This is a genomic window from Rhizobium sp. BIGb0125, from assembly GCF_024810055.1.
In the GTDB taxonomy this organism is placed as follows: Bacteria; Pseudomonadota; Alphaproteobacteria; order Rhizobiales; family Rhizobiaceae; genus Agrobacterium.
The window spans coordinates 440,753-454,444 of record NZ_JANUDV010000006.1 but is presented as its reverse complement, the minus strand read 5'-3'; the positions used below and the strand labels follow the sequence as shown (position 1 = coordinate 454,444).

The following is a 13,692-nucleotide window of genomic DNA, read 5'->3' as shown; positions in this document are numbered from 1 at the left end:
CTAAAGCGTGGTGGCCTCAGGAGAGATGCACGTGATACCTCTACGCAGCTTTGACCTCGGTTTTTCAGCTATTCTGACTGTCCTGGGTCTGTATATCGTCTGGCAAGGGCTGGACTATGGTTATCAGGACGGTGCCGTTCCGGCCGCCGGCTTTTTCCCCTTCTGGATCGGCGGCGGACTGGCATTGTTTTCTGGCCTTAACCTCATTCGCAACTTGAAGCATTCCGGCCTGCTCGGGGCCGTTGATCGCATGGAGGTCGTCCGTGTTGGCCTTGTCAGTCTTGCAATCGGCGGCTTTGTCATCCTCTCAAACTTTATCGGGATGCTGGCAGCCGTCGTTTTGCTGATGATCGCTATCGGTGCCGTTTTCGGTGCCCGCGATATCCGCTCCGTCGCTGCTGTCAGCTTCATTTCCCTGGGAATGGCGATCATCCTCTATCTCGTTTTCGGCGTCGTGCTGAACATTCCCCTGCTTTGATTTCGGAAAGAACCTCATCATGTTTGATTCATGGCATTTGCTTGCAGAGGGACTCGTCGCTGCTTCGCAGCCGACTGTCCTTGCCGCGATCATGGTCGGTGCGATCATCGGTCTGTTTATCGGTGCGCTGCCGGGTCTGGGGCCAACGGCTGGCGTTGCGATCCTGCTGCCCGTTGCCGTCAGCTTTGATGGAACCTCCGCTATCGCCGCACTTGGCGCCGTCTACTACGGCGCGCAGTACGGCGGTGCCGTCACAGCGATCCTGCTTGGAATTCCGGGCGATGCCTCCGCAACAATGACCGTTATTGATGGCCATAAGCTGGCGCGAAACGGCAAGGCGGGGGCGGCGCTTGGTCTAAGCATTGCAGCGTCCTTTATTGGCGGCCTGATTGGCCTGATATTGTTGACAGCATTCGCCACCACGATAGCCAAGGCTGCGATTGCCTTCGGTCCCATCGAAATGACGGCACTTATGATCTTCTCACTTTCGCTGGTCAGTGTCCTTGGCGGGCGGGATCTCAACAAGGCTATGATGTCGCTCTTTCTGGGCCTGTTTATCGGCACTATCGGGCTCGATCCTATGATTGGTCTTCCGCGCTTCGACTTTGGCGAGGTTCGCCTGTTCGATGGCATCGAGTTCTCTATCATTGCTGTCGGCCTCTTTGGCCTTGCGGAAATGTACGCAACGCCACCGTCGATTGGTAAGCCGGAGGAAGGGAGCCGTTTCCGGTTTCGTGAGCTCTTCCCCGATGTGCGTGCCACCCTGCAATGCTGGCGTGAGCTTGGTTCGGGTTCGCTGATCGGCTTTTTCATTGGTGTTTTGCCCGGCGCGGGCGCGACGGCTGCCACCATGATTTCTTACGCCTTTGCCAAGCGCACTTCGAAGCACCCGGAGCGTTTTGGCCATGGTGCGCTAGAAGGTGTTGCCGCGCCGGAAGCTGCCAATAACAGCGCCGCCTACGGTAACATGATCCCGATGTTTGCCCTTGGTATCCCCGGCTCTGGCACGACTGCAGTACTGATGGGCGGTTTGCTGATGATCGGACTACAGCCAGGTCCAATGCTCTTCCAGACTCAATCGGAATTTGTCTGGACGATTTTCGGAAGCTTCTACATCGGCAATCTCGCACTGGTGGCAATCACAATCCTGCTGACGCCGATCCTTGCCACCTGCGCATTCGTACGCCCCAGTTTTCTGTTTCCTGCGGTGATCGCAATCATCGGGTTCGGCATTTTTGGGATCAATAATTCGATGTTCGAGGTGGTGCTGGTGATTGGTTTCGGTGTTCTGGGATATCTGATGATGAAGCTGGATTATCCACCGGTGCCGCTGGTCCTTGGCATGATCCTTGGCCCTATCCTCGAACGCGGCATTCGTCGTACTCTGGTTGCCTCTGATGGCAATCTGTCGGTGTTCTTCCAAAGCCCGATTGCACTGGTGATCATAGCAATAACGGCCATTCTTCTTGTCTCGCCCTGGCTGGTTTCCCAGCGGGCCAAACGACAGGCGGACGTGGCGAATAGCGTCATGAAATAAAGCCTTTCCGGGCGGACGGCTGAGCCGCCCGGTTTCCACTCCGTGCCTGAATGGCGGCGTCCAGAAAAACAACCTGGGCGCCGATCGGGAAAACCTTGGCCTTTTGCGGCCCCTATTTGGCTCCGCGCGACGCGGGCAAGACTGACATAAGGAAATTTCGTCAATGGTTTATCATCACCTCTATTCCCAGTTCGCCAAGGCTGCGGAAGTCAATGTCGGGATTATTGGCGCCGGCAATTACGGAACGGCGATCGTTACCCAATCGCCCCGAACGCCTCGGCTCAACGTTGTTGCTGTCGCCGATATCTCGCTGGAAGCCGCCCGTGGTGCCTATGAGAAAGCCGGTTACGATATGGCCAAAACGAGCTATGCGGAGACGGCGGAGGAAGCTCAACTTCATATTGCGCAGGGACTTTCCGTTTACACTGACCGGCCGGAGATCATCGGCCAGATCGCCGCAGTCCAGGTGGTCTGCGAAAGCAGCGGTTCGCCCGAAGGCGGCGTCAGATATGCATTACAGGCAATCAAGGCCGGTAAGCACGTCGCGATGGTGACGAAGGATTGCGATGTTACGGTGGGGCCGATGCTGAAACGGTTGGCGAAGGATGCGGGTGTTGTCTACACGCCGGTGGATGGCGACCAGCATGGTTTGCTGATCCAGATTTATGAATGGGCGAAGTCTGTCGGTCTGACGGTCCTGTCTGGTGGAAAAGCAACGGATGGCGAATTCGTTTTCGACGAAGCAGCCGGCACGGTGACAATCAAGACTGACAAAAAGATCCACGCTCCCTATGTCGAAACCATCCAGGTTGCTGACGAAGATCGCAAGTGGCTGGGCATGATCCCTCAGGGCCAGGCTGCCGAATATGTCGCGCGCCGCAAGGAAATTCTCGCTCGTCTGCCGCAGCCAGGCGCCTATGATCTCTGCGAGATAACGGTTGCCGCCAACTATACGGGCATGTCGCCAGCGGTAGACACACTTTTACATGCGCCGCTGCGCATTACGGAAATACCGGTTGTCTATTGCGAAGCCGAAAACGGCGGGTTGTTCGAGCGAGGCGATACCATCGATCTCGCGACCTGCCTTCGCCGTCCCGACGAATCCGGGCTGGGTGGCGGTGTATTCATTGTGGTGCGTTGCGACAACGCTTATTCCAACCATGTCCTGACGACGAAGGGGCAGATTTCGAACTACGATGATACGGCTGCGGTAATCTACCGGCCGTATCATCTTTGCGGAGTGGAGACTGCAACGTCGCTGCTTCTGGCGGGTCTGCTCGGTATCGATACTGGCGCCGACGACTATCGGCCACGCTATGATCTTGCCAAAGTTGCTGCACGTGACATCAGGGCCGGCGAGGTGTTCGGTAACGACCATAACCCCATGATGAAGGCACGGATCATTCCGGCCGTACCGGTTGCTGCGGGCAACCCAGCCTGTGCTCATCTGCTGACCGGTAACAGAGCAAAGGCCGATATCCCAGCGGGTACATTGATTACCTACGACATGGTGGAAGAACCGGAGGATTCGATGATCTGGGAAATCCGTCGTCTCCAGGACCGGACATTCCTGTCCTGATGGGAGAGAGTAGAATTATGACGTCAACGCGTATTTTCCTGTTTCACGCCACGCTTGTCGCGATGGACCCCGTTCATATCGCCATGCAAAAAGTCTGGCCGCAGGCGCAGGCCGTCAATATTCTCGACGAAAGTCTTTCCCTTGACCGGGCGCGAGAACCTGACCTCATTTCGGAGGATCTTATCCGCCGTTTTGTTGCGCTGGGCCGACAGGCGGTTACTGGAGGAGCGGACGGTATATTGATTACATGCTCGGCTTTTGGCCCCGCGATCCGCCAGCTGGCTGACGAGGTGTCGATTCCCGTATTGATGCCGAATGAGGCAATGTTTCGCGCTGCTCTTTCTCTGGGAAAGAAGATTGGCATGGTGGCAACCTTTGCGCCGGCCATCCGCACGATGGAAGATGAGTTTCGGGAATTTGCGCAAGAGGTCGGTTGTTCTGAAAGACTTGAAACTGTGCTGGCGGAAGGAGCAATCGAAAGCCTTCGCCAAGGCGACGCTGCAGATCATAACAGACGGGTTGCTGAGGCAGCGACAGGCCTTTCCGGTATCGATGCTGTGATGCTTGCGCATTTCTCCACTACGTCCGCCGCAGAAGCGGTGCGTGGTGTCGTCGATATCCCTGTTCTCACCGCGCCCGAAACGGCAGTGGAACGCATGCGCACTCTTGTACTGGGAGAAGCATAATGCTGTTGGGCGTAATCGCAGATGATTTCACCGGGGCTAGCGATATTGCCAATACCCTTGCCAAAGGCATATCTGGGCAAGGTGGTTTGACAGTCGCCCAATATATGGGCGTTCCAGGGGAGGTGGCGAAATCGTCGGTCGAGGCGGGGGTGATCTCGCTGAAGTCGCGCTCGGTACCGGCCAACGAGGCCATTGCACAGTCACTTGCGGCGCTCGCGTGGCTGCGTGATCAAGGCTGCAGCCAGATCATCTTCAAATATTGTTCAACGTTCGATTCCACCCGCGAAGGCAATATTGGTCCGGTTGGGGAGGCGCTGGCCGAGGCACTTGGTGTTCGTGGGGTCATAGCCTGTCCGGCATTTCCGACGGTCGGGCGTACCGTGCATAATGGGCACCTGTTTGTGCATGACCGATTGCTCAACGAGTCCGGCATGCAAAACCACCCCCTGACGCCAATGACCGATCCGGATATTCGTCGCTGGTTATCGTATCAGACCAAAAATCCCGTCGGTTTGGTGGCGGCCTCCGACGTTCGAGCCGGCTCAGTTGCGGTGCGCGCGGCACTTGATGCTGCCGCCGGTAGGGGTGAGGTGCTGGTGATTGCCGATGCGGCCACCGACGAAGACCTGATCACGCTTGGAGCAGCCTGTGCCGATGTTGCGTTGATCACTGGCGGCTCCGGCATTGCCATTGGATTGCCCGCGAACTTCATCGCCGCCGGTCTCGCAACAGGCCGTACAGTTATGTATCAGGGCGTAAATGGTCACGAGGCCATTCTCGCAGGCAGTTGCTCTGGCGCAACGCGCGGACAGGTGGCGACCCACGCCCGACACTTCCCAGTGCTGCCGATCTCCATCGATGCTGTTATGGCTGGCGCGACCGGTTCCGATGATCTCGTGCAATTCGTCAGGGACAATGCTGGGCGCCAGCCGCTCGCCTACTCCTCCAGTACGCCGGAGGAGGTTCAGGCTGCACAGGCGCGTTACGGACGCGAAGCCGTGGCGCACAAGCTGGACAGCTTGTTTGCCGAAACCGCGCGTCTCCTCGTTGATGGCGGGGTGAAGCGTCTGGTCGTGGCGGGTGGCGAAACCTCAGGCGCCGTTGCCCAAGCACTAGACCTGGGTGAGTTGCAGATCGGACCGGAGATTGATCCCGGTGTTCCGATCCTTCTCAGCGCAAAGCGTGGGATATCCCTAGCGCTCAAATCTGGAAATTTCGGGCGCGAGACCTTTTTCTCCACCGCCCTTGAAGCCCTGAAGGGAAACGTCGCATGAGTGAGGAAAACCACCTGCGTGAAGAAATCGTCCGCTATGGTCGCCTGCTCTACGATCGCCGCCTGGCCCATGGCAGTTCAGGTAATCTCTCAGTGCGTCTAGCCGATGGCTCTATCCTAGTCACACCAACCAATTCCAGCCTAGGCTTCCTCGATCAAGCCCGCATCTCCAAGGTTTCATCAAGGGGAGAGCTGCTGGCGGGCGATCCTCCCTCAAAGGAAGCCTTTTTCCATCTCGCAGTCTATGAACAGCGCCCGACTGCCGGTGCCGTCGTTCACCTGCACTCCACTTATTCCGTTGCCGTCTCTTGCCTTTGTCTCGAGCATACGGATGATGTGCTGCCGCCACTCACCGCCTATCACGTGATGCGGGTGGGAAAGTTGCCGCTGTTAAAATATTACCGTCCGGGCGATCGTGCGCTGGCTGAAGCGGTTCGGGGAGCGGCCCGGGATCACAAGGCAATGATGCTCGCCAACCATGGCCCGATTGTCTCTGGCAAAACGTTGGACGAAGCGGTCTGCGCCTATGAAGAGCTGGAAGAGACTGCAAAACTTTTCTTCATCCTCGGAGGTCGCAAGACATCGCTGCTTACCTTCGAGGCGGTCGCGGAGATCAACACAGTCTTCGGGAACTGAAAATGCTCGAGCGACTATGATGCCATTGCTGGAAGGCCAGATCATGTGCAAGGTCCATTCGTTGCCGGCGTACGCACTCTATAGATCGGTAGCATCGGTACACAGCGCGCTGGCAACTTAGAATGTCATGCTGACACTCGTCGGAATGTTTTGTACAGGCACCAGTGCCTTTGGTGTCGAGGGCGTCGCCGCAGCTATTCCTAAATATGCTGCAGGACGGCTCGAAGTCTTGGAGCAGCAAAGTCGAGAAACGTTCTGAGCTTCAGCGTCATCAGCCCTTGCGACAGATAAACCAGATGTACGGGTGAGGCGTCCAACTCGAAATCCTCCAGAAGCGGCACGAGCAGGCCGGCTTCCACGGCCCGTTTCGCCTGATAGGACATCACCCTTGTGATGCCCAACCCATCGGCTGCAGCATCCACAGCTGCCTCTGCCGTATTGACCGATAAACGGGGCCGTACCGGGACTGTAATATCCAAACCGGTGTCTTTGAATGTCCAGAACCGGTTGGAGAGTACACCCTCAAACGCGATAGAGCTGTGATGTTCAAGCTCGCGCGGATGGAGTGGTTGGCCGTGCCGGCGCAGATAATCCGGATTGGCGTAAACACATGTGCGGATCGCGCCGAGACGTGTTGCAATCAGATTGTTTTCAGACAGCGCCGAGATACGCAGAGCGACATCGATATGTTCGTCTGCGAGGCTGACGGACCGGTCACTCATCGCAAGCCGAATGTCAATGTTGGGGAACACTTTCAGAAATTCCGTCACGACTGGCAACACATGCAGGCGGCCAAACACGATCGGGGCCGCAATTGTCAGGTCGCCCTGAGGCGACATATATTCACCGGCTGCGCGGCGTTCCGCTTCTTCCACCATGGCGAGAATTTCGCGGGCGGCAATGACATAAGCTTCTCCGGCCTCAGTTAGTAGGGCCTTGCGGCTGGTGCGCACCAACAGCTGAACCCCAAGCTGGGTCTCAAGCTCCGAGATTTTTCGACTGACCGTCGGCAGAGGTGAATGAAGTGCCCGGGACGCTGCCGACAGACTGCCGTTTTCCACGACAGACAATAAAACAGCCATGGCATCCAGCCGGTCCATATTCACCTTCCAAAAAGTGAGAGGGTAACTCTATAAATCACTATCTATTGCAGAAATGTGGATACCGATAGCCTCCATGGTGCCATCGGAGCTTTTGCTCCACATCTCAACGGAGCCTCTCATGAAACTGTACCATTTTCCGCTTTCCGGCCATGCGCATCGCGCCTTGCTCGGCCTTTCGCTACTCGGTGTGAAAGCCGAAGTCATCGACGTCGATCTCGCAAACGGTGAGCATAAATCGGCGCCTTTCCTCGAACTCAATCCGTTCGGTCAGGTGCCCGTGCTTGTGGATGGAGACACCATCGTCAATGATTCCAACGCAATCCTTGTCTATCTCACCACCAAACTCGGCCGGAAGGACTGGCTGCCAGGCGACCTGCAATCGGTTGCGAAAATCCAGAAATGGCTGTCCGTCGCTGCCGGCGAAATCGCCTACGGTCCGGCCGCCGCGCGCCTGATTACTGTGTTTGGTGCGGATTACCGTGCCGATGAGGTTATTGCCCGCGCACACCACATTCTTGGCCTGATCAATGCAGAACTTGAGCGGCATCAGTTCATAATCGGCGACAGACCGACCATCGCTGATATTGCCCTCTACAGCTACATCGTTAGTGCCCCGGAAGGAAATGTGAACCTTGCACCGCATGAAAACGTCCGCCACTGGCTTGCCCGCATCGAGGCGCTGCCGGGCTTTGTGGCGTTCCCAAAAACCGCAGCCGGTCTCGCTGCCTGATTGTCTGGATGCGGTCGGCAAATCGGGCCGCATCCACTTTTTCCATGTTTTCCTTGGAGGTGCGAATGTCCGATCGAAATGCGCAACTCGAAAATGTTTCGGCCTTGTCATCACCCTGGCATGAAGGTGAGCTGGAATTGCAACGACACGCCGGTGTCGCCGACCAGATGGATACGGTTGGACGCAAATTCGTGCGTCATTTTCTGCTGGATCAGCACCGCGAATTCTATCCGCTTCTGCCGTTTATCATCATTGGTGCGGTGGATGGTGAGGGTATGCCATGGGCAACAATGCGCAACGGTGAGCCCGGCTTTCTGCATTCACCTGATCCGCTGACACTGGACGTCAATGCGGTGAGTGATACCAGCGATCCTGCGCAAGCCGGAATGAAGGAGGGAGACCCTGTCGGCCTGCTGGGAATTGATCTTGTAACCCGCAGGCGCAACCGTATGAACGGCTTGATCACCCATCAGTCAAACGAAGGCTTTTCGGTTTCGGTGGAGGACAGTTTTGGAAACTGTCCGCGTTACATCCAGAACCGGCATTTCGCGTTCGTGCGTGACCCGTTGCAACAGACGAGTTCTGAGGTTGATGTCAGCGACGAACTGGACGACGATGCACGGCGTATCATCTCGACAGCAGATACATTTTTCGTCGCGTCCTATGTCGATCGGCTCGATGAAAAGCGGCAGGTTGATGTCTCGCACCGTGGCGGCCGGGCCGGTTTCGTGCGCATTGACGATGATGGCGGTCTGACTGTCCCTGATTTCAACGGCAATCTGTTCTTCAACACGCTCGGAAATTTTCTCGTTAATCCGCTCGCAGGGTTGATGTTCTTTGATGCAGTAACAGGTGATGTCCTGCAGATCGCAGGGACTGTCGAGGTTATTCTTGAATCACCCGAAATCGCAGCTTTCGAAGGTGCAGAGCGGCTTTGGCGAGTGATGCCGACAAAGGTCGTCCGGCGTCGGGATGCACTGCCTTTGCGGTGGACGTTTGCCGACGATGGAATGTCGCCCAGCAGTCTGATGACCGGTAGCTGGGAAGACGCTGAGGCCCGGCTGCAGGCCGCAGCAAAAGCAAAGACCTGGCGCAATTTTCGTATTGAACGGATCGTCGATGAAAGCACGACGATCCGCTCACTCCACCTTGAGCCGACTGACGGTAAAACTTTAATCCCGCATCTGTCAGGTCAGCATCTGCCGGTCAAAATTGCCGATGGTGAGGTGTTCATCCGACGCAGCTACACGATCTCAAGTGCACCGTCGGACGGTTATTACCGCATAAGCGTCAAACGCGAGGGGAAGGCATCAAACCTGCTGCATGGCATGCAGATCGGTGACGAAATTTCAACGCTTGCGCCAACCGGTGCCTTCACTATCGATGCGATGGAGCGGAGCAGGCCTGCGGTGTTTATTGCCGCCGGTATTGGTGTCACACCCTTATTGTCAATGCTGCGTCATCTCGTTCATGAGGGCGACAGGACACGACATCGCCGCCCGGTCTGGTTTTTCAGATCCTCCCATAGACGTCAGGAGCGGGCGTTCGATCGCGAGATTGATGAACTGGTCGCGCGCGGCAACGGCAGCGTCCGGGATATCAGAGTCGTTGGTCAGCCGGAGGAGGACGGGTTGGAAAGTCGCGAGACTTCAGGCCGCATCAATATGGATCTGTTGAAAGCGCATCTGCCCTTTGACGATTATGATTTTTATCTCTGTGGGCCGCCATCCTTTATGCAGTCGGTTTATGATGGCTTGCTCAAGCTCAATGTCGCAGATGAACGCATACATGCCGAGGCTTTTGGACCGTCGGGGCTGAAACGCGATGTCAAAGACGGTTCTATTACGGTCAACTCTGCACAGCCTGCGTCCGAGCCTGTCAGGGTGATTTTTGCAGGGTCGACAAAGGAGGCGCGGTGGAAACCCGGTGACGGGTCTTTGCTCGAACTTGCGGAACAGCGTGGCCTGTCACCAGCCTTCGGTTGTCGGGCAGGGCACTGCGGGGATTGTAAAGCCGCTATCATCAAAGGGCAGGTCAGCTATTTCTCGCAGCCAGCCTATGATCCTGGTGTGGGCCATGCGTTAATCTGCTGCTCCGTCCCGGCAACTGGCAGCGATCTGCACCTGGACATCTGATAGTCTGTCAATACCGACTTGGGGGCGTTGGTCTTAGCGTTGACCTGCCAACGCCACCGCCTTTTCGGCACCGCCATCCCGCTCTAACTCATCGACCAGAAGTGCCAGAAGACCGGGAAAGCGGGCTTCGATATCTTGCTTCCGCAGCGACGACGAACGCCGATTTCCGTAGTCGATCTGGCTGATCAGGCCGGCCTCACGCAGAACCTTGAAGTGATGGGTGAGGGAAGCCTTTGCGACCGGAAATCCGAAGGACACACAGTTGCGCTCCGTGCACTCAGGCAATGTTGCGAGAATGGCAACGGTGGTGCGACGCAGAGGATCAGACAATGTGGACAGGACGACACCGAGGTCGATCTCGTCACGTGCGGGTTGGGGAAGCAAATCTGGCATGAAGACATTTTACCGGGTCGGACGATGATGCGCAAGCGCAAGGTACGCCTTGACGTATACCTTCGACAGGCTTAGGTATGGTATTGTCCATACCAATTGATCTTTGTCAGATTGATTGACTGGTCAAGATCGCGCATCATTCTGGGAACCTCATCAGGTCATCGGTATGGTGACAAACCCGTCACGTTAAGAGTATGCCCAATGCCTCAGCCGCAGCTATTCACGCCGTTCAAGATCCGCAATCTCGAACTAGAGAACCGTATCACCATCGCCCCGATGTGCACCTATTCAGCCGTCGATGGTTGCATGACGGACTGGCACCTGATCCATCTCGGGCAACTTGCGCTGTCTGGCGCCGGCCTGTTGACCATCGAAGCAACCGCAGTCGTTCCCGAGGGACGCATCAGCTACGCGGATGTCGGCCTCTATGACGACGCAACAGAACAGGCCATGCAACGCACGCTGGATGGCATTCGCAAGTGGTCAAACATGCCGATCGCGATACAGCTTGCCCATGCCGGCCGGAAGGCGTCTTCGGACTTGCCTTGGCTGGGTGGCGCACAGATTGCGGCAGACCATAAGAATGGCTGGCAAACCGAAGCACCTTCCGCGGTGCCGTTCAAATCCACGGATACGGTGCCGACCGCGCTGACCCGTGAACGAATGAACGCGATCCGCGATGCCTTTGCAGAAGCTGCCAAACGCGCTGCCCGTATCGGGATTGATGCGGTACAAATTCATGCGGCGCACGGTTACTTGCTGCATTCATTTCTCTCGCCGCTTTCCAATCATCGAACTGATGAATATGGCGGCAGCCTGGAAAACCGGATGCGTTTTCCGCTTGAGGTCTTTGATGCGGTCAGATCTGCATTCCCTGCGGACAAGGTGGTGACGGTTCGTGTTTCGGCCACCGACTGGCACGACAATGGCTGGGATATTGAACAGACCATAGAGTTTGCGAAGGCTCTGGAGCTTCGTGGCTGCGATGCCATCAACGTATCGACGGGCGGTCTGCATGTCGATCAAGCGATTCCGCTGTCCCCGAGCTATCAGGTACCGTTCGCTCGTGCCGTCAAGGCTGCGGTGAAGATGCCGGTTGTTGCTGTTGGATTGATTACCGAGCCTGCACAGGCCGAGGCAATCATTGCGACTGGCGATGCCGATCTTGTCGGCCTTGCCCGTACGATCCTCTATGATCCGCGTTGGCCTTGGCACGCGGCTGCCGCACTTGGCGGAGAGGTGTCGGCTGCACCGCAATATCATCGCAGCCAACCCTCCACACTGAAGTCGCTTTTCAAGATTTGACAGTCACCCGCAATAAGGCTCCGGTTTTGAGAGACCGGAGCCTTTATCGTTTCAACAGTTGGCAAGGCAACGAAAGCGGAGCACTTCAAATGCTCCCCGTTTTATATGTCGGACAGATCCCTGCTCGTGCCGGTATCGGTCGTATGATCCATCAGGACACGTCTTGTCAGCTCAGGAGCGAACATCGCAACCTGACTGTCGCGCGGCGAGATCGCCCAGCCAATCAAGATGTCCTGGCTATCAAGCTCTTCTTCATCGTCAATATCGACAGGTTCGAAACGCAAGGACGCGATAGACGATTTCGGCTCCTTGAAGGCTGTATCGAAATCCGGTGTGACCGCACTGAAACCCGTGGTGAACGACGGTGTCAGGACAGTGGCCGCGGTTGCCGGGTCGCCAGGCGTGGGCGAGGGACGAACAGAGGGGATGGCCCCCAGCGAAGCGGTCACGATTGGATCAGTCGTTGCAGCAACATCGGCAATCTCTGCCTCGGGTCGCATAGTGGGCATTGGTATCGCGAATTCCGCGACATCAACACGTCCGTCATCGGTATTGTCGGCGATGTCAAAGGCTGTGGTCGGCCGGCTGGTGGGCACCGGCAGCATTGCAGTCACCAGTGTGCTCTGGCTATCAGCAACCGGTGCAATACGGGATGGGGCGGCGGCGGCTTTTGCCTGCGAAGCAGCGTTGGTTGGTCTGGCAACCGACGCAACCTGAATTGACTGACCGTTGACGCGACGCCTGTAGTCGGCAAGCGCCACGTTATAGCCGGCAAAGCGTCTGCCATCTGGCGGCAGATGCAATGTTTTACCATCCGGGAAAAGTCTGACCAGTTCCTGCCGCGACATGCGCGGCCAGGCGCGCACACCTCCGACATCGACATGCAAGAACGGCGAGCCAGACGTTGGGTAATAGCCAACGCCTCCTGCCTGCATCTGCATGGCGAGTGCGCGCAGTGTCGACAGCTTCACACCGGGAATATAGAAGTCCATCGCCTTGCCCTGCATATGCAGGCTTTTTTCTCCAACGCCGGTGTTTCTCGACCGGCCACGCAACATGGCGTTGGTGGTGGGAGAACGGTAGCCGGAAACGACATGGATGTAGTTCGAAGTGTTGGCGCGTTGGTAGATTTCCCAGACAATGTCGAGCAGCCTCGGGTCCATCCGCCCGCTTTCATTACGTCGCCAGTCACGAAGGAAGCGATTGACCTTCTGCAGGCCGGCCGGATCGAAACGGCCATTCCGCTTGTAGGTAATGGTGGCCTTTTCTCCGGTGTGTACGAAATACAGCTTGAGTGAGCGGTCTTGTGCCTGGGCGAATGACACCACTCCAAGCAGCGCGACCGCAGCGATTGTCACGACCCGGATCGCCTTGGCGAAACGGTTGAGAAGGCCGGAAAGGCCAACCGACGTCATGTCGGGAGACATAATAATCGACAACTTGAACACCCGCTTGGCTGACAAACTCCACAAAGGGCAGGCGGCAGTCAGTACACCCATGCCCTCGAACAACTGCGGGCAATTATGGTCAACAAGGTGTTAACGGGTGATTTACGGTGAGACAGTTGCCTCCCGCAATTCATCACAACGACGTTATGAGGAGGGTTGGAAGCCCAGATATACACAGGCGGAAGTGTCGACGCCAACGCCAATTTTCGTAATCGACATAGACACTTGAGCCTATTTCTCCAGGAGCTTCATTTCCGCTTTGATTGCACCGCTAAAATACCATCCAAGCAGACGTTTTGGCATGTTCCGCATGATGAAATTGCGCAGGCGGTGGCCATATTGCGGCTGCGTGCCCGCAGGCGTTTAATGATGGGGGAGCTTCTGTTCAT

At 56.7% G+C, this 13,692-nt stretch carries 12 protein-coding genes; 9 read left to right on the top strand and 3 right to left on the bottom strand.

Annotated elements, in window-relative coordinates; all coding sequences use genetic code 11:
* The first annotated feature begins 31 nt into the window (after positions 1 to 31).
* From M2418_RS19175 to otnC, 6 genes are all read left to right on the top strand, one after another.
* Positions 32 to 478, top strand: coding sequence for a tripartite tricarboxylate transporter TctB family protein (locus M2418_RS19175; RefSeq protein ID WP_259148623.1), 447 nt, complete (start codon positions 32 to 34; stop codon positions 476 to 478).
* Between the two features lie 19 nt (positions 479 to 497).
* Positions 498 to 2,015: a tripartite tricarboxylate transporter permease gene (locus M2418_RS19170; RefSeq protein WP_259148622.1), complete on the top strand. Its 1,518-nt coding sequence runs from the start codon at positions 498 to 500 to the stop codon at positions 2,013 to 2,015.
* 163 nt (positions 2,016 to 2,178) lie between these two features.
* Entirely contained in the window at positions 2,179 to 3,594 is a 1,416-nt protein-coding gene (locus M2418_RS19165) for an NAD(P)H-dependent oxidoreductase (RefSeq protein WP_259148620.1), read from the top strand.
* 17 nt (positions 3,595 to 3,611) lie between these two features.
* A complete protein-coding gene (locus tag M2418_RS19160; protein WP_259148619.1) occupies positions 3,612 to 4,280 on the top strand; it encodes an aspartate/glutamate racemase family protein in 669 nt (222 codons plus the stop codon).
* Complete coding sequence (otnK, locus tag M2418_RS19155; protein WP_259148618.1) at positions 4,280 to 5,554, top strand: 3-oxo-tetronate kinase; 1,275 nt, start codon at positions 4,280 to 4,282, stop codon at positions 5,552 to 5,554. The genes M2418_RS19160 and otnK overlap by 1 nt, the downstream gene beginning before the upstream one ends.
* A complete protein-coding gene (gene otnC / locus M2418_RS19150; protein WP_259148617.1) occupies positions 5,551 to 6,189 on the top strand; it encodes a 3-oxo-tetronate 4-phosphate decarboxylase in 639 nt (212 codons plus the stop codon). The genes otnK and otnC overlap by 4 nt, the downstream gene beginning before the upstream one ends.
* Before the next feature lie 200 nt (positions 6,190 to 6,389).
* Here the strand turns inward: otnC and M2418_RS19145 are convergent, their stop codons facing one another.
* Positions 6,390 to 7,289, bottom strand: a complete 900-nt coding sequence (locus M2418_RS19145; protein WP_259148615.1) for a LysR family transcriptional regulator — start codon at positions 7,287 to 7,289, stop codon at positions 6,390 to 6,392.
* Between the two features lie 121 nt (positions 7,290 to 7,410).
* On the opposite strand from M2418_RS19145, the gene M2418_RS19140 reads away from it, so the two are divergent.
* Together M2418_RS19140 and M2418_RS19135 are read left to right on the top strand one after the other, a co-directional pair.
* Entirely contained in the window at positions 7,411 to 8,022 is a 612-nt protein-coding gene (locus tag M2418_RS19140) for a glutathione S-transferase family protein (protein WP_259148614.1), read from the top strand.
* A 65-nt stretch (positions 8,023 to 8,087) separates the two neighbouring features.
* Entirely contained in the window at positions 8,088 to 10,157 is a 2,070-nt protein-coding gene (locus M2418_RS19135) for a pyridoxamine 5'-phosphate oxidase family protein (RefSeq protein WP_259148612.1), read from the top strand.
* A 33-nt stretch (positions 10,158 to 10,190) separates the two neighbouring features.
* Here the strand turns inward: M2418_RS19135 and M2418_RS19130 are convergent, their stop codons facing one another.
* A complete protein-coding gene (locus tag M2418_RS19130; protein WP_259148610.1) occupies positions 10,191 to 10,550 on the bottom strand; it encodes a helix-turn-helix transcriptional regulator in 360 nt (119 codons plus the stop codon).
* A 201-nt stretch (positions 10,551 to 10,751) separates the two neighbouring features.
* Here M2418_RS19130 and M2418_RS19125 point away from each other — a divergent pair, with 201 nt between their 5' ends.
* Complete coding sequence (locus M2418_RS19125) at positions 10,752 to 11,855, top strand: NADH:flavin oxidoreductase/NADH oxidase (RefSeq protein WP_259148609.1); 1,104 nt, start codon at positions 10,752 to 10,754, stop codon at positions 11,853 to 11,855.
* Between the two features lie 101 nt (positions 11,856 to 11,956).
* Here the strand turns inward: M2418_RS19125 and M2418_RS19120 are convergent, their stop codons facing one another.
* Positions 11,957 to 13,282: a DUF882 domain-containing protein gene (locus M2418_RS19120; RefSeq protein WP_405049451.1), complete on the bottom strand. Its 1,326-nt coding sequence runs from the start codon at positions 13,280 to 13,282 to the stop codon at positions 11,957 to 11,959.
* Between the last annotated feature and the right edge of the window lie 410 nt (positions 13,283 to 13,692).